19 protein-coding genes are annotated in these 24,667 nt (G+C 71.1%); 12 read left to right on the top strand and 7 right to left on the bottom strand.

What is annotated here, in order from left to right; translation table 11 throughout:
- The first annotated feature begins 2 nt into the window (after window positions 1-2).
- Complete coding sequence (locus ABEA93_RS34010; RefSeq protein ID WP_345679766.1) at window positions 3-1,742, top strand: right-handed parallel beta-helix repeat-containing protein; 1,740 nt, start codon at window positions 3-5, stop codon at window positions 1,740-1,742.
- A gap of 28 nt (window positions 1,743-1,770) precedes the next feature.
- Here ABEA93_RS34010 and ABEA93_RS34005 read toward each other — a convergent pair whose 3' ends face one another.
- The 3 genes from ABEA93_RS34005 to ABEA93_RS33995 are packed head-to-tail and all read right to left on the bottom strand — an operon-like array spanning window position 1,771 to window position 6,289.
- On the bottom strand, window positions 1,771-3,333 hold the full coding sequence (locus ABEA93_RS34005) for a UDP-glucose dehydrogenase family protein (RefSeq protein WP_345679764.1): 1,563 nt from the start codon (window positions 3,331-3,333) through the stop codon (window positions 1,771-1,773).
- Window positions 3,334-3,380: 47 nt separating this feature from the next.
- Window positions 3,381-4,415 carry a UDP-glucose 4-epimerase GalE gene (galE, locus tag ABEA93_RS34000; RefSeq protein WP_345679763.1) on the bottom strand — a complete coding sequence of 345 codons (1,035 nt, stop codon included), beginning with the start codon at window positions 4,413-4,415 and terminating at the stop codon, window positions 3,381-3,383.
- A gap of 26 nt (window positions 4,416-4,441) precedes the next feature.
- A complete protein-coding gene (locus ABEA93_RS33995) occupies window positions 4,442-6,289 on the bottom strand; it encodes a glycosyltransferase (protein ID WP_345679762.1) in 1,848 nt (615 codons plus the stop codon).
- 214 nt (window positions 6,290-6,503) lie between these two features.
- On the opposite strand from ABEA93_RS33995, the gene ABEA93_RS33990 reads away from it, so the two are divergent.
- Complete coding sequence (locus ABEA93_RS33990; RefSeq protein ID WP_345679761.1) at window positions 6,504-7,178, top strand: TetR/AcrR family transcriptional regulator; 675 nt, start codon at window positions 6,504-6,506, stop codon at window positions 7,176-7,178.
- Window positions 7,179-7,297: 119 nt separating this feature from the next.
- On the opposite strand, the gene ABEA93_RS33985 is transcribed toward ABEA93_RS33990, so the two are convergent.
- Window positions 7,298-9,832: an ATP-dependent Clp protease ATP-binding subunit gene (locus tag ABEA93_RS33985; protein WP_345679760.1), complete on the bottom strand. Its 2,535-nt coding sequence runs from the start codon at window positions 9,830-9,832 to the stop codon at window positions 7,298-7,300.
- Window positions 9,833-9,984: 152 nt separating this feature from the next.
- Window positions 9,985-11,154, bottom strand: a complete 1,170-nt coding sequence (solA, locus tag ABEA93_RS33980; protein ID WP_345679759.1) for an N-methyl-L-tryptophan oxidase — start codon at window positions 11,152-11,154, stop codon at window positions 9,985-9,987.
- 609 nt (window positions 11,155-11,763) lie between these two features.
- On the opposite strand from solA, the gene ABEA93_RS33975 reads away from it, so the two are divergent.
- Genes ABEA93_RS33975 through ABEA93_RS33955 form a run of 5 tightly spaced genes read left to right on the top strand, consistent with a single transcriptional unit; the run spans window position 11,764 to window position 17,494 of the window.
- Window positions 11,764-13,086: an ABC transporter substrate-binding protein gene (locus ABEA93_RS33975; RefSeq protein ID WP_345679757.1), complete on the top strand. Its 1,323-nt coding sequence runs from the start codon at window positions 11,764-11,766 to the stop codon at window positions 13,084-13,086.
- Between the two features lie 5 nt (window positions 13,087-13,091).
- Window positions 13,092-14,069 (top strand): carbohydrate ABC transporter permease, encoded by a 978-nt coding sequence (locus ABEA93_RS33970; protein WP_425585201.1) that lies wholly within the window; start codon window positions 13,092-13,094, stop codon window positions 14,067-14,069.
- Window positions 14,070-14,074: 5 nt separating this feature from the next.
- A complete protein-coding gene (locus ABEA93_RS33965) occupies window positions 14,075-14,962 on the top strand; it encodes a carbohydrate ABC transporter permease (RefSeq protein ID WP_425585203.1) in 888 nt (295 codons plus the stop codon).
- Between the two features lie 59 nt (window positions 14,963-15,021).
- Window positions 15,022-16,491, top strand: a complete 1,470-nt coding sequence (locus ABEA93_RS33960; protein WP_345679755.1) for a GH1 family beta-glucosidase — start codon at window positions 15,022-15,024, stop codon at window positions 16,489-16,491.
- The gene (locus ABEA93_RS33955) at window positions 16,484-17,494 is read left to right on the top strand and encodes a LacI family DNA-binding transcriptional regulator (RefSeq protein WP_345679754.1); all 1,011 of its coding nucleotides are present in this window, start codon (window positions 16,484-16,486) and stop codon (window positions 17,492-17,494) included. Before ABEA93_RS33960 ends, ABEA93_RS33955 begins: the two co-directional genes overlap by 8 nt.
- 43 nt (window positions 17,495-17,537) lie before the next feature.
- On the opposite strand, the gene ABEA93_RS33950 is transcribed toward ABEA93_RS33955, so the two are convergent.
- On the bottom strand, window positions 17,538-18,578 hold the full coding sequence (locus tag ABEA93_RS33950; RefSeq protein WP_345679753.1) for an NAD(P)-dependent alcohol dehydrogenase: 1,041 nt from the start codon (window positions 18,576-18,578) through the stop codon (window positions 17,538-17,540).
- A gap of 74 nt (window positions 18,579-18,652) precedes the next feature.
- On the opposite strand from ABEA93_RS33950, the gene ABEA93_RS33945 reads away from it, so the two are divergent.
- The 3 genes from ABEA93_RS33945 to add are packed head-to-tail and all read left to right on the top strand — an operon-like array spanning window position 18,653 to window position 21,965.
- Entirely contained in the window at window positions 18,653-20,302 is a 1,650-nt protein-coding gene (locus tag ABEA93_RS33945; protein ID WP_345679752.1) for an amidohydrolase, read from the top strand.
- Between the two features lie 15 nt (window positions 20,303-20,317).
- Window positions 20,318-20,923: a DUF421 domain-containing protein gene (locus ABEA93_RS33940; protein WP_345679751.1), complete on the top strand. Its 606-nt coding sequence runs from the start codon at window positions 20,318-20,320 to the stop codon at window positions 20,921-20,923.
- Between the two features lie 37 nt (window positions 20,924-20,960).
- Window positions 20,961-21,965, top strand: coding sequence for an adenosine deaminase (gene add / locus ABEA93_RS33935; RefSeq protein WP_345679750.1), 1,005 nt, complete (start codon window positions 20,961-20,963; stop codon window positions 21,963-21,965).
- Between the two features lie 31 nt (window positions 21,966-21,996).
- Here the strand turns inward: add and ABEA93_RS33930 are convergent, their stop codons facing one another.
- The gene (locus tag ABEA93_RS33930) at window positions 21,997-22,686 is read right to left on the bottom strand and encodes a TIGR00266 family protein (RefSeq protein WP_345679749.1); all 690 of its coding nucleotides are present in this window, start codon (window positions 22,684-22,686) and stop codon (window positions 21,997-21,999) included.
- Between the two features lie 201 nt (window positions 22,687-22,887).
- Between ABEA93_RS33930 and ABEA93_RS33925 the strand changes: the two genes are divergently transcribed.
- Both ABEA93_RS33925 and ABEA93_RS33920 read left to right on the top strand, forming a co-directional pair.
- Window positions 22,888-23,667 (top strand): enoyl-CoA hydratase/isomerase family protein, encoded by a 780-nt coding sequence (locus tag ABEA93_RS33925; protein ID WP_345679748.1) that lies wholly within the window; start codon window positions 22,888-22,890, stop codon window positions 23,665-23,667.
- Window positions 23,668-23,674: 7 nt separating this feature from the next.
- Window positions 23,675-24,619, top strand: coding sequence for an SDR family oxidoreductase (locus ABEA93_RS33920; protein WP_345679747.1), 945 nt, complete (start codon window positions 23,675-23,677; stop codon window positions 24,617-24,619).
- The last annotated feature ends 48 nt before the right edge of the window (window positions 24,620-24,667 follow it).

Raw genomic sequence — 24,667 nt, 5'->3', positions numbered from 1 at the left:
CCATGGCCGCCTCCGCGCCCGCGTCCGGATCCGCGCACCGCCGGCACCCGAGCAGGCCGCGCAGGCGGCGGCGCGGTCTGATCGCGTGGTGTGCGGCCGTGGCGGCGGGCGTGCTGGTGGGCACCGGGGCGTGTTCGGATCTTCCACACGACTCGGGGTCCGCGGCGCCGAAGAACTCGTCGGGCGGGCACACCTATTACATCAGTGCGAGCGGCGACGACGGGAACAGCGGCACGTCGTCGAAGAACGCGTGGAAGACGCTGGCGCGGGCCGACCAGGCCAAGTACAAGGCGGGCGACTGGCTGCTGCTGCGCGGCGGCGACCGGTTCACCGGGACGCTGTCGCTGGGGCCGGGCGAGGCAGGCAATCCGACGCTGCCGACGGTGGTGGCGTCGTACGGCAAAGACGGCAGGGCGACGATCGCCGCCGCCGGGACGGACGGGATCTCCGTCTACAACACCGCGGGTGTGGTGATCCGCGACCTCGTGCTCGTCGGCGACCCGGCGGCGTACGCGTCGCAGACCGGCATCAGCTTCTTCACCGATCTGCCGGGTGCGGTGAAGCTGGAGCACGCGGCGGTGCAGCACGTCGACGTGTCGAGCTTCAAGACCGCCGTGTCGGCGGGCTCGACGACGACGTCGGGGTTCCGCGACGTGCAGGTGACGAACAGTGTGCTGCACGGCAATCACGAGGCGGGGCTGGTGACGTACGGGATGCCGTACGACGACGCCGCGCCCGCGTACAGCAACGAGCAGGTGGTGGTGACCGGTGTCGAGGTGTACGACAGCGCGGGTGACCCGACGGCGCGCGACCGGCACACCGGTGACGGGATCGTGCTGGGCAGCGTGCGCGGCGGGGTGATCCGTTCGTCGTCGGCGCACGACAACGGGACGCACGCGTCGGCGGATTCGCTGTTCGGGCCGGAGGGGATCTGGACGTACGACTCGACGGGCATGCTGATCGAGCACAACACGTCCTACCGCAACCACACCGGGTCGAACGTCGACGGCGGCGGGTTCGGGATGGACGTGAACGTGTCCGCGTCGACGATGCAGTACAACCTGTCGTTCCAGAACGACGGCCCCGGATTCCTCGTCTACACGAGCCGCAACAACAAAGCGCAGACCGGCGACATCGTGCGGTTCAACATCAGCAGCAACGATGCGCGGAAGCTGCCGTGGGACGCCGGGATCGAGGCGCACGGCACGGCGGTGCACGACCTGCAGATCTACCAGAACACCGTGGTCATGACGTCCCAGGGTGCGCAGCCGGCGCCGGCACTGCGGCTGCGGAAGGGCCTTGCGGGGACGTCGATCCGCAACAACATCCTGATCACGGACGGGACCGCGCCGGCGGTGGTCTCCGATGTGGGGTACGGCCCGGACGCGGTGGCGATGCAGGGCAACAACTACTTCACGGGCACGTCGTCGACCGGTCTGGTGTCGTGGGGCGGGAACACGATGGACACGTTGGACGCGTGGCGGTCGGCGGACAAGCAGGAGCTGCTGAACGGCCGGGCGACGGGTTTGGCCGTGGACCCGTGTCTGGCGGGCGGGTCTGCGCCGGTGGTGTCGGGGCCGAACGACGCGGGTGTGATGGTTCCGATCTGTCCGGCCGTGAACGGCAAGGGCGTCGATCTGAAGGCGCTCGGGGTGGATCCGTCGGTGCTGGTCGACTACTACGGGAAGCCGCTGGCGGTGCCGCCGGTGATCGGCGTGTCGAACCCGGCCGTCAAGAAGTGACGGCCGGGCTCCGGCGCCCGGGGGCGGGTCAGTATTCGCTCGGTGCGATCGGCGGTTGCCGGCGGTCGTCCGGAACGGCGGCGTCGGGGCGGCCGGTGCGGTAGGCACCGGGTTCGATCTCGGCGACGAGCTGCGGACCGGTGTGCCGGAAGCCGAAGGGGCCGAAGTCGCCGTCGTCGTCGTCGAGGCCGGTGGCGGCGATCCGGAACGCGGGGTTGCCGGACACCTCGGGCTCGGCGGCGGTGCCGTGCGCGTCGGGGGTGCCGAGTGCGGCTTGGCGGCCGAGCGCGCGGACGGTCCAGCCGGCGGCACGCCATTCGACCGGGTCGAGGGTGTTGCGGGCGTCGACGACGATCGGGGCGTGGACCAGGCGGACCAGGGTGCGCGGGTCGAGGCCGCGGTACAGGTCCCACTCGGTCAGGTGCAGCACGATGTCGGCGCCGTCGCAGACGTCGTGGACGGTCGCGGCGTAGTCGAGTTCGGGGTGCACCAGGCGGGCGTTGGCGAGCGCTTCGGGGTCGTGGACGCGCACGTGGGCGCCTTCCCGGTGGATCTCGGCGGCGACGGCGAGGGCGGGCGAGTCGCGGACGTCGTCGCTGTCCGGCTTGAACGCGGCGCCGAGGACGGCGACGTTGCGGCCGGCGAACGCGCCGCCGAGGAGCGTGCGGGCGAGGTCGACGGTGCGTTGCCGCTGGCGCAGGTTGATCTCGTCGATCTGGCGCAGGAAGGTGACGGCTTCGCGGACGCCGAGTTCTTCGGCGCGGGCGCTGAGCGCGCGGATGTCCTTCGGCAGGCAGCTTCCGCCGAAACCGAGTCCGGCGGACAGGAACGGGTGGCCGATGCGCGGGTCCTCGCCGAGCGCGTTGGCGAGGGTCACGACGTCGGCGCCGCTGGCTTCGCAGAGTTCGGCCATCGTGTTGATGAACGAGATCTTGGTGGCGAGGAACGCGTTGGAGGCGACCTTGAGGAGTTCGGCGGTGGCCGGGTCGGTGCTGATGAACGGCACGCCGGCGTTGACCATGGGCCGGTAGACCTTGCGCAGGGTGCGGTCGGCGCTCGGGCTGCGGACGCCGACGACCAGCCGGGCGGGGGTGAGGGTGTCCTTGACGGCGAAGCCCTCGCGGAGGAACTCGGGGTTCCAGGCGATTTCCGGGTGTTCGTGGGCCCCGTTGCCGTCGCGGTCCCGGAGCCGGTTGGCGAGGCGTTCGGCGGTGCCGACGGGCACGGTGGACTTGCCGACGACGAGGCAGGGGCCCTCGGCTTCGGCGGTGAGGGCGTCCACGGCGGCGTCGAGGAACCGCAGGTCGGCGGCGAGCGAGCCGGGCTGCTGGGGGGTGCCGACGCACACGAAGTGGGTGTCGGAGAACGCGGCGGCCTCGGCGAACGAGGTGGTGAAGTTGAGGCGCCCGGAGCGGACCGTGCGGTTGAGCAGTTCCGCGAGCCCGGGTTCGTAGAAGGGCGGCCTGCCTTGGGTGAGTTCGGCGATCTTGGCGGCGTCGGTGTCGACGCCCAGGACTTCGTGGCCGATAACGGCCATACAAGCGGCATGCACCGCGCCCACATAGCCGGTGCCGATGACGGAGAGCTTCATGTCTCCTCCTCTTGATCTGGCGGCGTGGCTGTTCGGGTGCGTGCGTGTCATCCGGCGTAGCCGCGGGGGTTGTGCTGCTGGAAGTTCCAGGCGTCGTGGCACATTTCGGCGAGGTCGCGGACGGTGTGCCAGCCCCAGGCGCGGGCGGCCGCGCGGGGGTCGGCGACCAGGGCGGCGACGTCGCCGGGGCGCCGGTCGGTGATGTCGTAGGGGATGGGGCGTCCGCTGGCTTCCCGGAACGCGCCGATGAGGTCGAGGACGGAGCTGCCGGTGCCGGTGCCGATGTTGAGGGCGTGGTAGCCGGGTCCGTCGGGGGCGGATAGGCGGACGAGGGCGATGCGGTGGGCTTCGGCGACGTCCATGACGTGGATGTAGTCGCGGATGCCGGTGCCGTCGGGGGTGGGGTAGTCGTCGCCGAAGACGTGCAGGAGGGGGCGTTCTCCGGCGGCGACCTGGGCGATGTAGGGGACGAGGTTGTCGGGTTCGCCGCGGGGGTCCTCGCCGAGGAGGCCGCCGGGGTGGGCGCCGATCGGATTGAAGTAGCGCAGCGCGAGGACGGCGTATTCGGGCCGGCGGGCGCAGACGTCGCTGAGGATGCTCTCGCACAGGTGCTTGGAGGCCGCGTAGGGGTTGGTGGGCCGCGCGGGGGCGTCTTCGGCGATGGGGACGGATTGCGCGTCGCCGTAGATCGAGCAGGACGACGAGTACACCAGGCGGTGGACGCCGTGCTCTTGCATGACGGCGAGGAGCGTGGTGGTGCCGCCGACGTTGGTGTCGTAGTACTCGACGGGGATGGCCATGGATTCGCCGACGGCCTTGCGGGCGGCGAAGTGGATGACGGCGTCGACGGGGTGCCGGTCGAAGACGGCGGCGAGGGCGTTGTGGTCGCGGATGTCGGTGCCGTGGACGGCGGCGAGCTGCCGTCCGGCGATCTTCTCGACGCGTTCGAGGGCTTCGGTGGTGCCGTGCGAGAAGTCGTCGGCCACCACGACGCGGTAGCCGTGGCACAGGAGTTCCACGCATGTGTGGCTGCCGATGAAGCCGGCGCCGCCGGTCACCAGGACGAGCGGTTCGTCGCGCATGACGGGCCTCCTTTGCGGGTGCGGGCTCACCAGCCGAAGACGGCGGCGGCGTAGGGCGGGAAGATGAGGATCGCGAGGACGAGGGGCGGCAGCACGGCCAGTCCGGCGAGGGCGGGGCCGCGTATGGTGCCGAGGGCTTTGCGGCGTGCCACGCCGGCGGCGTGCGCGGTTTCGGTGATGTGGAGGCCGGCGACGGCGAAGGTGACGAGGGCGTAGGCGGTGGCGCCGACGATGCAGAGGAAGACGTATCCGGCGGCGGGGCCGAGCTGTTCGCCGGCGAGCGCGCACGAGCCGAGGACCAGGGTGATCACCAGGTAGGGGGCGACCAGGCGCAGCGGCAGGCGTTCCAGGCCGGGGCGGCTCTTGGGGGTGATCTTGAAGTCGAGGGTCTTCGGCCGGATCTTGCCGGCCGCGGCGGCCATGACGCCGCAGGCGACGAACGGCCATCGGGACAGGCCGAAGAGCCAGCTTTCCCAGCTGAGGATGGGGGCGGTGGCGGGTCGGAGGAGGCCGCGGCGGCGGAGCAGCATCATGATGGCGAGGAGCCATGCGGTCATCGCCCAGAAGTGTCCGAGGAACGCGAAGTAGTTGACGTTGACCCAGGGTTGGCCGGTGACGGCGGCGACGGCGGGCAGCAGGAGTCCGGCGATGGTGGTCAGGGCGAGCAGCGGATAGTACGAGAGCGCGAAGCCGAAGCGCATGCGCAGGCCGGGGCGCATCCGGGCGAGGTGCCGCGGGACCAGGTCGAAGATCATCGTGGTGAGGCTGCGGGACCACTGGAATTCCTGGGTGACCATGGCGGCGAAGGTGACCGGGCCGTCGCCGTGGGCTTCCGCGTCGATGGCGAAGACGCCCTGCCAGCCTGCGGAGTTGAGCAGGAACGTGGTGGAGAAGTCTTCGGCGAGTTCGGGGCCGAGTCCGCCGATGTCGCGGAGGCCGCGGGTGCGGACGGCGTAGTGGGAGCCGATGCACAGGGGGGCGAAGCCGTCGTCGTGGCCGAGTTGGACCGCGCCGTGGAAGACGGCTTCGCGGTGCAGGCGGCCGCGGGCGGACCAGGAGTGGCGGGCGTCCTTGTCGCAGACGCTGGGGGCGGCGACGTAGCCGATGGCCGGGTCGGCGAAGGGGCGGACCATTTCGGTGAGGTAGTGCGGGCTGGGGATGTGGTCGACGTCGAGTTGCGCGACGACGGTGTAGCAGCCGTAGCCCCAGTGGTCGTAGAAGTAGGCGAGGTTGCCTTCCTTGCAGCGGGTGCGGCGCGGCCATGAGGACCGGTGGTAGCCGGGGGCGTCGCGGCGGCAGGAGACGCGGACGTGGTGCTCGCGGCACCAGTGGCGCACGTCGGGGCCGGGGTCTTCGTCGCACAGCCACACGTCGTACGGGCCGGGGAAGTCCTGGGCGAGCATCGCGGTGAGGGTGGTGCGGGCGACCTCCCAGTCCTCGGAGGGCGCGCGGGTGACGACGAATGCGACGGGGACGCGCGGCACCGGGGTGCTGCGGTCGAGGCGGCGCAGCCGGGCGACGGCGACGAGGAAGTGTGCGGGGAGGCCGGCCAGGTAGAAGACCAGGACGCTGGTGACGGCCATGCCGAACCAGCCGACCTGGTGCACGGGGTTCCACCACCAGATCCAGAACCACAGGAAGCACACGGCCCAGCCGGCGGTCAGCACGCGCACGGCGATGCGGTCGCGGCGGTCGAGCACGGGGGCGAAGGAGTCCGGTGCGGTGGTGCGGGCGGCGGGGTGGGCGCCGAAGAGGGGTCCGTACCCGGTGACGCGGACGACGTTGCCGCTCGACAGTCGCATGATCCGGGCCTGCAGGACCGGGTCGGCCGGTGCGGCGCGGCGCGGTACCGGCCGGGCTCGGGAGTGCCTCATGGGGGCGCGCTCCGGTGTGGTGCGGCGTGTTCGTGCCGCCGTCGCGGGGACGGGGGCGGACACCGTAAGTGCCGTTTTCGCCGGTTGCTTGGACACGCCTGAAGGAGTGGATTTCAGCACTTACGACTTAGTACACTTAATCGGTACATTTACGGCGTATACGTACACACTGGCACTACGGTGTCAGCCCGTCAAGATTTCCGGGAGGCCGGCCATGGCCGCCAAGGATCCGGCCCGGCAACCCCTCAGCAGGCAGCGGATACTCGACGCGGCGCTGGCGATGGTGGACCGCGAAGGCCTTGAAGCGCTGAGCATGCGCAAGCTCGCCGGAGAGCTGCATGTCGAGCCGATGTCGCTGTACCGCTACGCGGACGGCAAAGAGGGCGTGTTCGAGGGCCTCGTGGAACTGGTGTTCGCCGAAGCCCACGCGGTGCTGGACGCCGACCCGGAGGGCGAATCACCGTCGGCGCGGGGCGAAATACACCGCATCGGGCTGGCCCTGTACCGGGTCGCGGTGTCGCACCCGCACATACTGCCGCTGCTGACCGGGCGGCTGATCACCGTGCCGCTGGCCCGCCGACCCACGTCGGTGCTGCGGCTGCCGGAGCGCGTCCTGACCAGGCTGCGCGCGGAAGGCGTCGACGACCGGACGGCGGTGGACACCTACCGGGCGTTCAGCGCCTGGGTGCTCGGCTACGTCATCGTCGACATGCGCGCCGTCGTGGACGAGCCCGACGAGGACGACCCCGCGTACCGGTACGGGCTGCACCAGCTGCACCGCGACTTCCCGATGCTGCGCGAACTCGCCCCGATCCTGGCCGAAGGCGGCGCCGAACGGCAGTTCCTGTCCGGCTTGGACGCGCTGCTGGACGGGCTCGGGATCCCCTGACGCCCCTCCCCCGTGTTCCACCCGCACGGGGGAGGCCGGCCCGGCGGGATGCCGGACCGGCCTCGTTTGCCGTCGTGGTGCGGGTGCCGCGGCCGGTTGCGGGCCGGTGCCGGTGCGGGTCAGCCGGAGACGTCCGCGGGCTCCTTCGCGTCCGCGCCGGGGCGGGAGGCGGCCGGGCGGCCGATCACGCAGACGATCGCGCCGTCCTTGGCGTCCGCGACGATCTCGTCGCCCGGCTGGGCCTCGCCGCCGAGCAGGAGGTTCGCGACCCGGTTGTCGAGTTCGGTCTGCAGCGTGCGGCGCAGCGGGCGGGCGCCGAACTCCGGCTTGTGGCCGAGTGTGACGAGCAGCTTCTTGGCCGCGTCCGTGACCACGAGTTCGAGGCCCTGGGCGCGGACCCGGCGACGGCTCTGGTCGAGCATGAGGTCGACGATCTTCCCGAGGTCGTCTTCGCCGAGGCCGTGGAAGATGATGATCTCGTCGATGCGGTTGAGGAACTCCGGCGGGAACTGGCCGTGCAGGTCGTTCATCAGGTCCTCGCGGATCTCCCCCACGTCGCCGTGGTGGGCGAGGATCCGGCGGGCGCCGATGTTGCTGGTCATGATGACCACGGTGTTGCGGAAGTCGACGGTGCGGCCCTTGGCGTCGGTGAGGCGGCCGTCGTCGAGGACCTGCAGCAGGGCGTTGAACACGTCCCGGTGCGCCTTCTCGACCTCGTCGAAGAGGAGCACGGTGTAGGGGCGGCGGCGGACCTGCTCGGTGAGCTGGCCGGCTTCCTCGTGGCCGACGTAGCCGGGAGGCGCGCCGATGAGCCGGGAGACCGTGTGCTTCTCCTGGAACTCGCTCATGTCGAAGCGGATCATCCGGTCGTCGTCGCCGAACAGCATCTCCGCGAGGGCCTTGGCCAACTCGGTCTTGCCGACGCCGGTGGGGCCGAGGAAGAGGAACGAGCCGACGGGGCGGTTCGGGTCGCCGAGTCCGGCGCGGCTGCGGCGCACGGCCTGGGCGATCGCGGTGACGGCTTCGTCCTGGCCGACGACCCGGTCGTGCAGGGCGTCCTCGAGCTTGAGGAGGCGCTCCTTCTCGCTCTCGGTGAGCTGGGCGACGGGGATGCCGGTCTTGCGGGACAGCACTTCGGCGATGTCGTCGCCGGTGACGGCGGTGACGCCTTCGCGGCGTTCCTCGGTGCCGGCGAGGGCGCCTTGGGTGTCGGCGATCTGCTTCTTGAGGGCGTTCGCGCGTTCGAAGTCCTCGGCGGCGACGGCTTCGTCCTTCTCGCGGCGCAGCTTGGCGAGTTCGTCCTCGCGGTCGGCGACGGCCGTACTCCGGCCGAGAGAGGCGAGGCGGACGCGGGCGCCGGCCTGGTCCATGAGGTCGATGGCCTTGTCGGGCAGGAAGCGGTCGCTGACGTAGCGGTCGGACAGCTCGGCGGCGGCGACGAGCGCCTCGTCGGTGAAGCGGACCTGGTGGTGGGCTTCGTAGGCGTCGCGCAGGCCCTGCAGGATCTCGATGGTCTCGTCGACGGACGGCTCCGGGATCATGACCGGCTGGAACCGGCGTTCGAGCGCGGCGTCCTTCTCGATGTAGCGGCGGTACTCGTCGATCGTGGTGGCGCCGACCGCGTGGAGTTCGCCGCGGGCGAGCGCGGGCTTGAGCATGTTGCCCGCATCCATCGCGCCTTCGCCGCCGGAGCCCGCGCCGACGACGGTGTGGAGTTCGTCGAGGAACAGGATCGTCGAGTGCTCGGCGGCTTTGACCTCGTCGATGACCTTCTTCAGCCGCTCCTCGAATTCGCCCCGGTACTTCGACCCGGCGACCAGGCCGGGCAGGTCCAGCGCGACGACGCGCTTGTCCTTGAGCGTCTGCGGCACGTCCCCGGACACGATGCGCTGGGCGAGGCCCTCGACGATCGCGGTCTTGCCGACGCCTGGCTCGCCGATCAGCACCGGGTTGTTCTTGCTGCGGCGGGAAAGGATCTCGATCGTCTGCTCGATCTCCTCGGCGCGGCCGACGACGGGGTCGAGGCGCCCGGCCTTGGCGTCCTCGGTGAAGTCGCGGCCGTACTCGTCGAGGGTCGGGGTCTCGCTCGGCTTCTGCGGCTCGCCCTGCGGAGCATCCGCGCCGCCGCGTGCCAGGCCGTTGTCGACGGCGCCGAGATCCGCACCGCGGGCCTTGAGGACCTTGGCGGCACCGGTGTCCGGATCGTCGAGCAGAGCGCCGAGGATGTGCTCGGCCCCGATGTACGACCCGCCGGAGGCCTGCGACAGGGCGTGCGACCCGGTCAGCACGCGCTTGGCGGCCGGGGTCAGCCCGGGCTCGGACGACGGGGCGTTGTCCTCGCGCGGCAGGATCCCCTCGAGGTCGCGGCCGAGCGCGTCGGGATCGGCACCCGCCCGGGCGAGCAGCCCGCGCGCGGGCTCGGTCTGGGTGGCGGCCCACAGCAGGTGCTCGGTGTCGAGGTCCGAACTGCCGTCTTCCTGCGCCTTGTTCGATGCTCGCGCGAGCAGCTCGCGGGCCGAGTCCGTCAGCAGCCGCCCGATCGGCACCCGCTGCACCGCGGGCGGGGACGCGGCCGGGGACATGCCGAAGAACCGGTTGAGCAGCTCGCCGAAGGGATCCGACGACCCGAAGGAACCGAACGAGGACACGGACATTGCGGATGCCTCCGTGGATATGGGGTTCCACAAGTCCATCAAAGGTTGCAAAGGGGTGCAAAGGGTGCGGGGGCGGGGTGGGCGAGATGAGTGACGGGGTGGGGTGGCCCGGCTGAAGGCGATCGAAGGCGTCGATGAGCGAGGCGGTGCGGTCAGGGGAAGCGGTGGGGGTTGAAGGCGGTGATGGGATGGGGGGTGGTGCCGGTCGTGGCCAGGTCGGTGGTGATGTCGCCGATGACGGGGGCGAATTTGAAGCCGTGGCCGGAGAAGCCGCCGAGGAGGATCAGGCCGGGGGCGTCGCGGTGGGGGCCGAGGACGAAGTGTTCGTCGGGGGTCAGGTCGTACATGCAGGTCTGCATGCGGGAGGGGGTGGGGTCGATGCCGGTCAGGGCGAGGGGGATCGCCTGGGAGAAGCGCGCGGCGTCGGCGGGGTCGGGTGGGCGGTGCCCGCGGCGGAGGTCGACGGGCTCGGCGATTTCCGGCCAGCGGTGGAGGCCGAGTTTGACGGTTTCACCGTCGAGGGACGGGACGCCGTACCAGCTGCGCTCGCCGGTGTCGTCGCCGCCGGTGAAGACGGGCATGGCGTCGTCGCGGTACGGGGCCGGGTCGTGCGCGATCGGGAACCAGCCGACGACGCGGCGTTCGATCCGCAGGTGACGCCCGACCGCGGGGACCAGTCCGCGGAGCCACGCCCCCGCGGCGACGACGATACGGCGGGCGGTCAGGCGCCGGCCGTCGGCGAGGAGCACGCTCGGGCGGACCGGGTCCGGGGTGAGCGCGACCACGGCCGTGGCGGTCAGGACGCGGGCGCCGTGCGCTCGCGCGGCGGCCACGGCGGCGGCGATGGCGCGTTCGGGGCGGAGGTGGCCGGCGTCCGGGTCGTAGACCGCGGCGTGGTCGTCAGGGACGGCGAACTGCGGGAAGCGGGCTTTGAGTTCGACGGCCGGGAGCAGCTCGCAGGCGAGGTTGTGGGTGCGGGCGGACACGAGCGGAGCGGTGGTTTTCCGTGATCCGGCGGGGCCGATCGACAGGCAGCCGGTTCGGGTGAGGAGTGCGGTGCCGGACGTGTGCTCCAGTTCGCGCCACAGGCGCCAGGCCTCGCGGGCCAGGGGGACGTAGCCCGCGCCTTCGGCGTAAGCCGTGCGGATGATGCGCGACTGGCCGTGGCTCCCGCCGCGGTCGTGGCCGGGCGCGAACTGCTCGACACCGAGGACGTCCACGCCGCGCGCCGCCAGCCGCCACAGGGCGTGGCTGCCCATCGCCCCGAGTCCGAGCACGATCACGTCCGCGGAGGGCGCGGTGGGAAGCGCGATGAGGGCCATGGGGGGATCTTGGCTCGGGGTGGCGGGCGGTAACCCTCGGGTGTGGCAGCGGGAGACCCGGACGGGAGGATGGCTGAAAATCACTGCTCCTGTTTCAGCCGCTCCCCCACCCCACCCCTCGAACACCTTTCCCCCAAAGGGTTGACACCTCCGCTCCGGCGCGCCAATCTCCTCTCACGACGAGGGCGTGAGAGCGCTCTCACGGGGCGTAACACAGACGTACAGCGCAAAACCGCCGAGCGGCCTCGTGCCCACGGTCCCGCGGTGCCGCACGGCGGCCGCGGGGCGCCCGACGGTGCCATGCCCTGCCCGCTCGACGCGCACCACCCGCACCACCACCCGAGTTCCGGCTCGTCCCGGGCGGCGCCGCGTGCCGCCCGCGGGCGGTGCCGTGGACGCACACGACGACGCTCGACCGACGCCGGTCGGCGCCGATACCGGTGCGCCCACACCACGCATGACCCGGCCGGCGCCACAGTCAGGCAGGCAGACGCCGACCGCAGCACACGCACCACCCGGCCGCCCCAACGGCCCGCACCACCCGCACCACCCCGCACCACCGCACCACCGTCCACCCGGCAACCCCGTCCCCACCGACCAGGAGACCCCATGCCCACCCCGCACCCCCGTCGCAGAGCCATAGCCGCGCTCTGCGCCACCCTCCTCGCCGGCTCTCTGCTCGCCGCCTGCGGGTCCGACGACGACAAGACCGACTCGACCGCCAACGGCGGCGCGGGCGACAGCAACGGGCAGATCACCCTCTCCGTGGGCCTCTTCGGCTCGTTCGGGTTCGAGGAGGCCGGGCTCTACGCCGCGTACGAGCAGGCGCACCCGAACATCAAGATCCGCCAGAACTCCGTGCAGAAGGAGGAGGTCTACTGGCCCGCCCTCCAGACCCGGCTCGGCGGGGGCGGCGACCTCGACGACATCCAGGGCATCGAGGTCGGCCGGATCGTGGACGTCGCCACGAACCAGAGCGACAAGTGGCTCGACCTCAACCAGTTCGGCGCGCAGACCCAGACCGGCGACTACCTGCCGTGGAAGACCAAGGCCGCGACCACCAAGGACGGCAAGGTCGTCGGCATGGGCACGGACGTCGGGCCGATGGCGATCTGCTACCGCACCGACCTGTTCCAGCAGGCCGGGCTTCCGACCGACCGCGCCGAGCTGGCGAAGCGCTGGTCGACGTGGGACGGCTACCTCGAGGTCGGCCGCCAGTTCGCCGCGAACGCGCCGAAGGGCAGCGCGTTCATGGACAGCGTCACCGGCATGTACAACGCGATGATCGGCCAGCAGCCGACGTCCTACTACGACGCCGGCGGCAAGCTGATCTACGACACGAACCCGTCCGTCAAGAACGCCTTCGACACCGCCTCGCGTGCCGCGCAGGACAAGTTGAGCGCGAAGCTCGTGCAGTTCCAGACCGACTGGGACCAGGCGTTCGCCAAGGGCGGCTTCGCGACGATCTCGTGCCCGTCGTGGATGATCGGCTACATCAAGGAGAAGTCCGGCGACGGCATGGGCGGCAAGTGGGACGTCGCCCAGGCGCCGGGGGCCACCGGCAACTGGGGTGGCGCGTACCTCGCGATTCCGAAGGGTGCGAAGCACGCGAAGGAAGCGTACGACCTGCTGCAGTGGCTGACCGCGCCCGAGCAGCAGAAGACGCTGTTCGAGAAGCGCGGGTCGTTCCCGTCGCGGACGTCGGCGATCTCGCAGGTGTCGGGCACCACGGACCCGTACTTCAACAACGCGCCGATCGGTCAGATCTTCGGCCAGGCCGCGCAGGCGATGCCGGTGCAGACGCTGGGTGTGCGGGACGGCGACATCAAGGTGAGCATCCAGAACGCGCTCAACTCGGTGGAGGCGCAAGGCGTCAAGCCGGATGACGCGTGGAAGGACGCCAAGGCGTCCGTCAAGGCGGCGTTGGGCTGATCCGCGTGACGACTCCCCGTCTGGCCGCCGCGCCGCTGACCTCGGGTCAGCGGTGGCGGCGGCGCGGCAGCAAGGCCGCGCCGTATTCGTTCATCGCGCCGTTCTTCGTGCTGTTTGCGGCGTTCGGCCTGTTCCCGCTGATCTACACGGGGTACGTGTCGCTGCACCGGGTCCGGCTGCAGAACCCGGACGCCATGTCGTGGGTCGGCTTCGACAACTACACGACGCTCCTGCAGGACGAGTTCTTCTGGAACAGCCTGAAGAACACGTTCACGATCGGCGTCATCTCGACCGTGCCGCAGTTGTGCCTCGCGCTCGGTCTCGCGCACATCCTGAACTACAAGCTGCGCGGCCGGACGTTCTTCCGGGTCGCGATGCTGATGCCGTACGCGACGTCGGTGGCCGCCGCGACCCTGGTGTTCGCCGGCCTCTTCGGCCGGGACTACGGCATGCTCAACTGGTTCCTCGGCTTGTTCGGCGTCGACCCGATCGACTGGTTCAACGAGAAGTGGCCGTCGCAGATTGCCATTTCGTCGATCGTGACGTGGCGGTGGACGGGCTACAACGCGCTGATCTACCTGGCCGCGATGCAGGCGATCCCGCACGACCGCTACGAGTCGGCGATGCTCGACGGCGCGAACCGGTGGCATCAGTTCCGGCACGTGACGCTTCCGGGCCTGCGTCCGACGATCATCTTCACGATCATCGTGTCGACGATCGGGGCGCTGCAGATCTTCGGTGAGCCGCTGCTGCTGCAGGGCGGTACGACGGGGATGAACGGCGGCGCGTCCCGGCAGTACCAGACCACCGGCTTGTACATGTACCAGTCGGGTTGGCAGTACTTCTCGCTGGGGAAGGCGGCCGCGATCGCATGGCTGCTGTTCCTGTTGATCCTGATCGTGATCGGCATCAATGCCGTGATCGCGCGCTATCGGATGAAGTCGGCTGCTGCTGCGTCGAGTTCCGCCAAGGAGACGAGGTGAACGCCGTGGCCGTTCTGTCCGAGGCACCTGCGCCCACCGCCGAGCCGGCGGCGAAGCCGCGGAAGCGCCGGCTCCGGGGCCATGACAAGCCCGGGATTCTGGCGTACACGATCCTGATCTTCGCCACTCTCGTGTCGGCCTTCCCCTTCTATTGGTCGATCGTCGCGGCGACCCACACGAACAGCGAAATCAACGAGGTGCCGCCGCCGTTCCTGCCCGGCACGCACACGGACAGCTTCAAGGAGGCGGCGGACACCGCGCACATCGGCAAGGCGCTGCTGAACTCGACGATCGTGTCGGGAAGTGTCGCCGTGGGCACGGTGCTTGCCTGCACGTTGGCCGGGTTCGCGTTCGCGAAGCTGCGGTTCCGGGGCCGGAACGCGCTGCTGGCGTTCACGGTGGGCACGATGATGATTCCGCCGCAGTTGGGCTTGATCCCCTTGTACATGATGATGGCGAAGCTGCACTGGGCGAACCAGTTGCAGTCGGTGATCCTGCCGACGCTGGTCACCGCGTTCGGGGTGTTCTTCATGCGGCAGTACCTGGCGGAGGCGTTGCCGGACGAGCTGGTGGAGGCGGGCCGGGTCGACGGCGCGTCGTACTTCCGGATCTTCTGGAGCATCGTGCTGCCGGTGGCGCGCCCGGCGATGGCGGTGCTGGCGCTGCTGACGTTCATGACGACCTGGAACGACTTCTTCTGGCCGATCATCGCGCTGAGCCAGGACAACCCGACGGTGCAGGTGGCCATCAATTCGCTCGGCGGCGGGCACGTGCCCGACCAGTCGGTGATCCTGGCCGGCACGGTGCTCGGCACGTTGCCGGTGCTGGTGGTCTTCGGGCTGCTGGGCCGGCAGATCGTCGGCGGCATCATGCAGGGCGCGGTGAAGGGCTGACCCGCGCCGCCCCCTCCCCCTTCGGTTCTCGCCCCCTTTTGCACAGAGAAGGACTACGCGTGCGCTCTACCACTGCTGTCACCGCCGCGGATGCGGACGTCGCCGTCTCGGGATTCCCGCCCGGGTTCCTGTGGGGCGCCGCCACTGCCGCTTACCAGATCGAGGGCGGCGCGTCCGCCGACGGCCGGTCGCCGTCCATATGGGATGTGTTCAGCCGGACGCCCGGCAAGGTGCTGGACGGCGACACCGGCGACGTCGCGGCGGACCACTACACGCGGTGGCGTGAAGACGTCGGCGTGATGCGGTCGATCGGGCTGGGCTCGTACCGGTTCTCGCTGTCCTGGTCGCGGGTGCAGCCGGAGTTGGGCGGCGCACCGCATCCGGCCGGGATCGCGTTCTACGACCGGCTGGTGGACGCGCTGCTGGAGGCCGGTGTGGAGCCTGCGGTGACGCTGTACCACTGGGATCTGCCGCAGTACTTGCAGGACGCGGGCGGATGGACGAACCGCGACACGGCGGCTCGCTTCGCCGAGTACGCGGCGCTCGCCGGAAGCGCGCTCGGCGACCGCGTCCGGCTGTGGACGACGCTCAACGAGCCGTGGTGTGCGGCGTTCCTCGGCTACGGCTCGGGCGTGCACGCGCCCGGCATCACCGATCCGGCGGCGGCGCTGACCGCACACCACCACCTGCTGCTGGCGCACGGCGAAGGCATGGCGGCCCTGCGCTCGGCGATGCCCTCAACGGAGGAGCGGCAGGTGTCGCTGGTCCTGAACCTGGCGGCGGTGCGCGCCGCGTCCGGCAGTCCCGCGGACGTGGACGCGGCCCGGCGGATCGACGGCTTGGCCAACCGGATCTTCCTCGACCCGGTGCTGCGCGGCGAGTATCCGGCGGATGTGCTCGAGGACACGGCGTCGGTGACGGATTGGTCGTTCGTCCGCGACGGCGATCTCGCGGTGATCTCCCGGCCGATCGACGCCATGGGGCTGAACTACTACACGCCGACGGTGGTGGCGGGTGGTGCGGTGGCCGGGCAGCCGCGCAACGACGGGCACGGCGTCAGCGACTTCTCGCCGTGGCCGGCATGCGACGACATCGCGTTCCGGCATGCCCCGGGGCCGCGGACGGCGATGGATTGGCCGGTCGATCCCGACGGGCTGTACGGGCTGATCATGCGCGTGGCGCACGAAGCGCCGGGGCTGCCGCTGATGGTGACGGAGAACGGCGCGGCCTACGCCGACACCGTCGATGCGGACGGGCGGATCAAGGATCCGGAGCGTCGGGCGTACATCGCGGCGCATCTCGGCGCGGTCGGCCGGGCGCTGGCGGACGGGGCCGACGTCCGGGGCTACTTCGTGTGGTCGCTGCTGGACAATTTCGAGTGGGCGTACGGCTACTCGAAGCGCTTCGGCATCGTCCACGTCGACTTCCCGTCCGGGCGTCGTACGCTCAAGGACAGCGCGCACTGGTACGCGTCGGTGATCGCCGCCCACCAGGGTGGGCGGGGGAACGGGGAAGAGCACAGTGCCTGACGAAACGCCTTCCGGCGAGGCGCCGACCCTGGAGACCGTGGCCGCGGTCGCGGGGGTGTCGCGGGCGACGGTATCGCGCGTCATCAACAATTCCCCGAAGGTCAGTCCGCAGGTGCGGGAGGCGGTCGAGGCGGCCATCGCGAGCACCGGTTATGTGCCGAACCGGGCGGCGCGGGCGCTGGTGACGCGGCGGACGGACAGTGTGGCGCTGGTGATCCAGGAGCCGGAGTCGCATCTGTTCGGCGACCCGTATCTGACGGGGATCGTGCGGTCGGTGAGCGAGGAGTTGTCGGACACCGGCATCCAGTTGGTGCTGATGATGGTGCGCACCACGGAGCAGCAGACGCGGTTGGAGCGCTATCTGCACGGCGGCCACGTGGACGGCGCGTTGCTGGTGTCGCTGCACGGCGATGCGACGCTGCCGGCCCGGTTGCGCGAGCAGGGGCTGCCGGCGGTGGTCGGCGGGCGGCCGCTGGGGGCGGATCGCGGTGTGACATACGTGGACGCGGACAACGTGGGCGGGGCGACGTTGGCGACCCGGTACCTGCACGAGCAAGGCCGGCGCCGGATCGCCACCATCGCGGGGCCGCAGGACATGTGCGCGGGCATCGACCGGCTGGCGGGGTATTTGGCGGCGGTGGAGGGCGAGCCGCTGGTCGCGCACGGCGACTTCATGCGCGATTCCGGCGTCGCGGCGATGCGCGAACTGCTGGCCAAGGAACCGGAGTTGGATGCGGTGTTCGCGTCGTCGGACCTGATGGCGGGCGCCGCGGTGAGTGTGCTGCGGGAGTCGGGCCGCCGGGTGCCGGACGATGTGGCGGTGGTCGGGTTCGACGACGTGGAAGCGGCGCTGTGGTCGGATCCGCCGCTCACCACGGTGCACCAACCGGTGCTGGAGCAGGGCCGGTTGATGGCGCGGATGCTGCTGGACGAGGTGGCGAGCGGGCGTCCGGCCGAGTCGGTGGTGCTGCCGACGCGGCTGGTGGTGCGCGCGTCGGCGTGAGCGGGCGGGGCCGGGTGTCCGGCCCCGCCCGCCCCGGCGTGGTTCAGCCGTTCGGCAGGATGACCGCGCGGCCGCGGATCTTGCCTTCGTGGAGGCGCTCGTAGGCCTTGGGTGCTTCGTCGATGCCGTAGGTCTCGACGTGCACCTTGACCGATCCGGCGCGGGCGAGGTCGAGGACTTCGATGAGTTCGGAGCGCGAGCCCCAGTAGGGCGACATGACGGAGACTTCGTAGGGCAGTGCGCCGAAGCCGACGGCGAGGGTGCCGCCGCCGAGGCCGACGATGGTGACGTCGCCTTCGACGCGTACCGAGGCTCCGGCGGTGGCGACGGTGGGCGGGGCGCCGACGAAGTCGAGGACGACTTCGGCGCCTAGGCCGCCGGTCATGTCCTTGATCTTCTTCGCGGCGCCGGCATCCGAGATGACGGTGTCGTGGGCGCCGACTTCGCGGGCCAGGGCGAGCTTGTCCTCGGTGACGTCGAGGGCGATCACCCGGGCGGCGGTCATCGCGCGGAGCAGTTGGATGCCGACGTGGCCGAGGCCGCCGGTGCCGATGACGACCGCGGTGGAGCCGGGCAGGAGTTTCGGCAGGGACTTCTTGATGGCGTGGTACGGCGTGAGGCCCGCGTCGGTGAGCGGCACGGTTTCGACGGGGTCGAGGCCGTCGAGCGGCACGAGGTGCCGTTCGTGGTCGACGAGGAGGTATTCGGCGATGGCGCCGGGCGCGCCGAGGCCGGGCGGCCTGATGCCGAGTTCGTCGGCGCGCAGGCAGTAGTTCTCCTTGCCTTGGGCGCATTCGAGGCACATGCCGCAGCCCCAGGGCCCGTAGACCGCGACGGCGTCGCCGGCCTTGACCGCCCGCACGCCGTCGCCGACTTCGGCGACGATGCCGGCGCCTTCGTGGCCGAGGGTGAGCGGCAGCGGGAAGGGAAGCTGCTCGGCGGTCCAGCTCATCACGGCGATGTCGGAGTGGCAGACGCCGGCGGCGGTGACCTTGAGCAGGACCTGGCCGGGGCCGGGGGTGGGCTTGGGGATGTCGACGACGACGGGGGCGGACCCGACCTCGACGTATTGCACGGCCTTCATCGCGGGATCTCCTCGCTTGGAACGACCCCACGACGTTACCCGCATCCGAGTGTCAAAACGGGCAAATCGCCCGCATGATCCGTACCGTCGTCGGCATGAGCCGCATGACGGGAATGCCCCGGAACTCGTACGCCGACCGGATCTTCACCGGCGGCCCGGTCGTCACCGTCGATCCCGAGCGCCCGTTCGCGCAGGCCGTCGCGGTGGCCGGCGGGCGCATCACCGCGGTCGGCGAGACCGCCGACATGGCCGGCGTGCGAGGGCCGGACACCGAGATCGTCGACCTCGAAGGCCGGTGCCTGATGCCCGGGTTCGTCGAGCCGCACGGGCATCCGACGGAGGACGCGGTGGTGCTCGGCGACCGGATCGCGGACATCCGCCCGGTCACCCTGCGCGACCCGGACGACGTGTTCGCGGCGATCCTCGCCGAGGTCGACCGGCGCGGCCCGGACGGCGCGTGGCTGTACGGCTGGGACCCGCTGCTGCAGCGCGGCCTGCCCGAGCCCACGCTCGACTGGCTGGACGGCCTCGCCCCGCACCACCCGCTGGTGATCATGCACAACTCCGGCCACCAGGCGTACTTCAACACCGCCGCGGCGCGCAGCCTCGGCCTGGACCGGGACACGCCCGATCCCGTCGGCGCGCACTACGGGCGCGACGACGACGGCGGCCTCGACGGCACCGCGTACGAGACCGCCGCCATCGGGCGCGTGCTCGCCCCCGCGCTGCCCGCCGACTTCCCGGCGGCCTTGAACTCCACCTACGCCCGCTTCAACGCCGCGGGCATCACCATGGCGTCCGACATGGCCTTCACCCCCGCGCTGCGCGGCGCCGTCGCGGCGAGCACCCCGACGGTGCGGCTGCGGCTCTACGAGGTGTCGAACCCGCAGCGGGCCAGCGACCTGGTGCCGGACAACGGCGACGACCTGGTCCGGCAGGTCGGTATCAAGATGTGGGCGGACGGCTCGCCGTGGGTCGGCAACATCGCCACCTCGTTCCCCTATCTCGACACCCCGTCGACGCGGGCGATCGGGCTGGACGCGCATCACCGCGGGCACGCCAACTACACGCCGGAGCAGCTCGCCGACCTCGCCGAGGCGTACTTCCCCAAGGGCTGGCAGCTGGCCTGCCACGTGCACGGCGACGACGCGGTGACGATGGTGCTCGACGTCTGGGAGGACCTGCTGCGGCGGCATCCGCGCCCGGACCACCGGCTGCGGCTGGAGCACGTGGGCACGATGCGGCCGGACCAGTACCGGCGCGCGGCCGCGCTCGGGGTGACCTGCTCGATCTTCGTCGACCACCTCTATTACTGGGGCAATGTGATGGTCGACGGGCTGTTCGGGATCGAGCACGGCACGCACTACGCGCTGGCCGGGTCGGCGCTGGAGTCCGGGATGCGGATCTCGTTCCACAACGACGGCCCGGTGACACCGCTGGAGCCGCTGCGCAACATCGCCACGGCGGTGACCCGCGCGACGTCGAGCGGGCGGGTGCTGGCGCCGGAGGAGCGGATCACGCTCGACCGGGCGATCCGGGCGCAGACGCTGGACGCCGCGTGGCAGATGTTCGCGGACGACGTCACCGGGTCGATCGCGCTCGGCAAGTACGCCGATCTGGTGGTCCTCGACGAGGATCCCTACCGCACGCCGGCCGAGGACCTTCCGGGCATCGGCGTGCACGCGACGTATTTGGCCGGACTGCCGGTGTTCCAGGCGGATTGAGCCGGGGCGGCGCGCGTGTGGCACGACTTGTGGGCCCTCGGGGTCCCGTTGGCGGAGAAGGTCATCCGCACGACCGTGGTCTATTTCGTCATCATGCTGCTGCTGCGCCTGGCCGGGAAGCGCGGGCTCGCGCAGATCGACACGGGCGACCTCGTGGTGATGCTGCTGCTGTCGAACGTGGTGCAGAACGCGATCATCGGCCCGGACAACTCGCTGACCGGCGGCATCGTCGGCGCGGCGGTGCTGCTCGCGGTCAACTCGCTGGTGGTGCACACGAACGCGGTCTCGCCCCGGTTCGAGAAGGTGTTCCAGGGCACCGCGTCGGTGCTGGTGCGGGACGGCGCGTACGACCGCGGTGCGCTGCGCCATCTCGGCCTGACCCCCGCGGACGTGGACGTGTCCATCAAGCACCAGGGCGGCGACACCGTGCGGGATGCCGAGTTGGTGACGCTGGAGCCGGGCGGGCTGGTCGTCGTCCGGCTGCGCGAGGACGAGGAGAGCGCCGACAAGGGCGACATCGCGCTGCTGGACGCCCGGCTGGCGCGCATCGAGGCGCGGCTGGCCGCGCTGGGCGGGGAACCTCCGCGCAACCCGGATGGCGGTTCCGGCACGCATCCGTGATCGAATGGGCCTTCTGTCCACTTCTCGGGAGCCCCGCGTGACCACCGCCACCGACGCCTTCATCGACGGCCTGCCCAAGGCCGAGCTGCACGTCCACCTCGAAGGCTCGATGCTGCCGCAGACCCTGCTGAAGCTCGCGCGCAAGCATGGGGTGTCGGGCGTGCCGGACACCGTGGAGGGCATCGAATCCTGGTACGAGTTCCAGGACTTCGGGCACTTCATCCAGGTCTACATGCGGTCGATCGAGGCGCTGCGCGACGAGGAGGACTTCGCGCTGCTCGCCGCCGAGACCGGCCGTACGCTCGCCGCGCAGAACGTGCGCTACGCGGAGGTGACGGTCAGCCTCAACGGCCACATGGTGCGCGGCGTGCCCGCCGAGGCCGTGTTCGCGGGCATCGAGGCGGGGCGGCGGGAGGCGGAGCGGGAGACCGGCGTGCGGATGCGCTGGATCCCGGACTTCGCCGGGCACCTCGGGCCCGACGCGGGCGAGGAGACGCTGGACGCGGTGCTCGCGCACGGCCCGGCGAGCGTGCTGGGGTTCGGCGTGGGCGGGCCGGAGGTGGAGCGCGACCAGTTCGCCGCGGTGTTCGACCGGGCGCGGGCCGCGGGCCTGCGCAGCTTCCCCCACGCGGGCGAGGTCGAGGGCGCCGACCGGGTGTGGTCGTCGATCCGCGCGCTGAAGGCGGACCGGATCGGGCACGGCATCCGCAGCATGGACGACCCGGAGCTGGTCGCCCACCTGCGGGACACGCAGCTGCCGCTGGACGTGTCGCCGACGTCGAACCTGTGCACGCGCGCGGTCGCCCGCCGCGCGGACCACCCGCTGCCGCGGATGATCGAGGCCGGGCTGATGGTGACGCTCAACTCGGACGACCCGCCGATGTTCGGCACCACGCTGCTGGGCGAATACCGGTATGCGCGCGAGCTGGGCCTGTCCGCGGAGGCGCTGACCGAGCTGGCGCGCAACGGCGTGCGGGCGTCGTTCCTGGAGCCGGCCGAGAAGGCGGCGCTGCTCGCGGAGATCGACGCGTACGTGGGCTGACCCGCTCGTTCACTCCGCAAGGGGCCGCGGGTCAAGCGCGGCCGCCGGGCAGGTTCGCGCCGATGTACCCGAGCAGCCCGCTCGGGTTGCGCGACTGGGCCAGGACCCGTCCGGGCCCGGTGAACTCGAAGACGAACCCTTCGCCCGATTTCATGCTCTGGATCGAGCGGCCTTGGACGGCGCGGCGGATGTTGTAGGCGATGGTCGGCGCGTAGGCGACGACGTGGCCGGTGTCGACGACGACCTGTTCGCCGGCCTCCAGGTCGATGACGTCGAGGGCGCCGAAGCAGCTCGCCACCACGACGCCGTGCCCGGTGGCCTCGACGAGGAAGCCGCCTTCGCCGCCGAACAGGTTGCGGGCGCCGCCCCACTTGGTGTCGATGCCGACGCCGACGGAGTTGGCGAGCCAGCAGCCCTTGGTGAGCAGGAAGCGGTCTTGGCCGGGCTCCAGGTCGATGGTGATGGCGTCGCCGGGCAGGTTGGCCGCGACGTCGACCCAGCCGCCGTTGTGCGGGGCGGTGTAGGTGGTCATGAACATCGACTCGCCGCCGAGGACGCTGCGGCGCAGCCCCGCCATCAGGCCGCCTTCCATCTTGGCCTCGATGGAGATGCCGGCGCTGTGCGCGAGCATCGCGCCGCTTTCCGCCTTCATCTGCTCGCCGGGGGCCAGGACGCAGCGGGCGACCGTCCAGGAGGGGTTGTGGCGCAGGTCGACGCGCATCGCTGGGGCTCCGTCCGACGGTGGCAGGGCGTTCGGTGATCTTTACCTCACGGTGACGATCCCCACACCGCGGTGCACCCCTCGTATCCGGCGCGCGGTTGGTATATCCAGGTCACTGACAACACTGACACATCGTCAGGTCGAGGTGCGCCGATGCTCGGATCGCCACGCACCCCGGTACTCAGCGCGGACGGAGGCCAGGTGGCTGACAAGGTACTGCTGGAATACGACGGTCCGATTGCCACGATCACCAACAACAATCCCGAGAAGCACAACGCGTTCGACGACGACATGGACCAGCTGCTGTGGCAGATCCTGGCCGAGTTGCGCGGGCGCAAGGACGTGCGAGCGGTGATCTGGCGCGCCGAGGGCAAGTCGTTCTCGTCCGGGCGCGACGTGGGCTCCATCGGCGGCCACCAGGTGCAGATGACGCACCACGAGCTGATGACGCGGGGGCACCGCGGCGTCCAGCAGATGTTCGAACTCGACGCGCCGATCATCGTCGCGTGCAAGGGCTGGTCGATCGGCGCGTCGTTCCAGCGCGCGCTGCTCGCCGACATCCGGGTGGCCGCGGAGGGCTCGCGGTTCATGCTGCCGGAGACCACCCACGGGGTCATCCCGGACACCGGCGGCGTCGGGCGGCTGTTCCAGATCTGCGGCCACGGCGTCGCGTCCGACCTGGTGCTGACCGGGCGGCCGATGGGCGTGGACGAGGCGTATGCGCACGGCGTGGTGTCCCGCGTCGTGCCCGCCGGGGAACTCGACGCCGTGGTACGCGAGATGGCCGAGAAGATCGCCGCGGTGCCGTTCGCGACCGTGAAGACCGCGCGCCGGGTCATCAAGCACCTCGCGGAGCCCGAGGTGCGCAGCTCGATGGCCGAGGAGCTGATCGCGCAGACGTACCTGAGCCGTTCCGACGACCTGGCCGAGTTCCGCGCCGCGCGCGCCGAGAACCGCCCGCCGCACTACACGGGAAGCTGACGACGCCATGACCCAGAACACTCCCGGCGGCACCCCGGACACCGGTGTCGAGAACATGCAGAACATCGCGCACGGCCGCTACCAGGGCCTGCCCGAGCCCGCCCCGCACGGCGCCAGCGCGCTGCCGCAGGGCACCTACGACGGCACGGTCGTGTTCGTGACCGGCGGCGGCACCGGCCTGGGCAAGGCCATCGCCACCGAGTACGCGCGCCTCGGCGCGGACATCGTCGTCGCGTCCCGCAAGGACGACCACCTCAAGGCCGCGAAGGAAGGCCTGGAGGGCCTCGGCGGCCGGATCGCCACGGTGACCTGCGACATCCGCGACCCCGAGGCCATCGCCGCCGCGTTCGACGCCGCCGAAGCGCACTTCGGCCTGCCGAACGTGCTGATCAACAACGCCGCGGCGAACTTCCCCGTCCCGGCCGAGGACATGTCGCCGAACGCCTGGCGCACCGTCGTCGACATCACCCTCAACGGCACCTACTTCTGCGCCCGCGAGTTCGCCCGCCGGCACATCGCCGCCGAATCCCCCGGGTCGATCGTCAACATCGGCGCGTCCTACGCCTGGACCGGCGGCCCCGGCTTCGCGCACTCCGCCGCGGCCAAGGCCGGCGTCAAGAACATGGTCGAGACGCTCGCCGTCGAGTGGGGGCCGTACGGCATCCAGATCAACGGCCTCGTCCCCGGGCTCTTCCCGCACGAGGACATGACCGCGGACATCCGCAGCAACGTGGACCGCAGCAGCGCCAAGGACCCGCTCCAGCCCGCGCTGCGCACCGGACGGCTGCGCGAGCTGGGCTGGGCGGCCACCTTCCTCACCTCGCCGTACGCCCGCTTCATCTCCGGCCACACCCTGGTCGTGGACGGCGCGAACTGGCAGCGGCGGGCTCTGCTCAACCCGCCGATGGTCGCGGTCCGGGACCAGATGGGACGGGGGCCGTTCGAGGCCTGACCCGGGGCGGAACGAGGGCCCGAGCGGCCCCCGGAATATTTCTTGCCG

It is taken from the genome of Yinghuangia aomiensis (assembly GCF_039542225.1).
In the GTDB taxonomy this organism is placed as follows: Bacteria; Actinomycetota; Actinomycetes; order Streptomycetales; family Streptomycetaceae; genus Yinghuangia; species Yinghuangia aomiensis.
The sequence above is the reverse complement of the archived record's forward strand: the minus strand, read 5'-3'. Positions and strand labels throughout refer to the sequence as shown.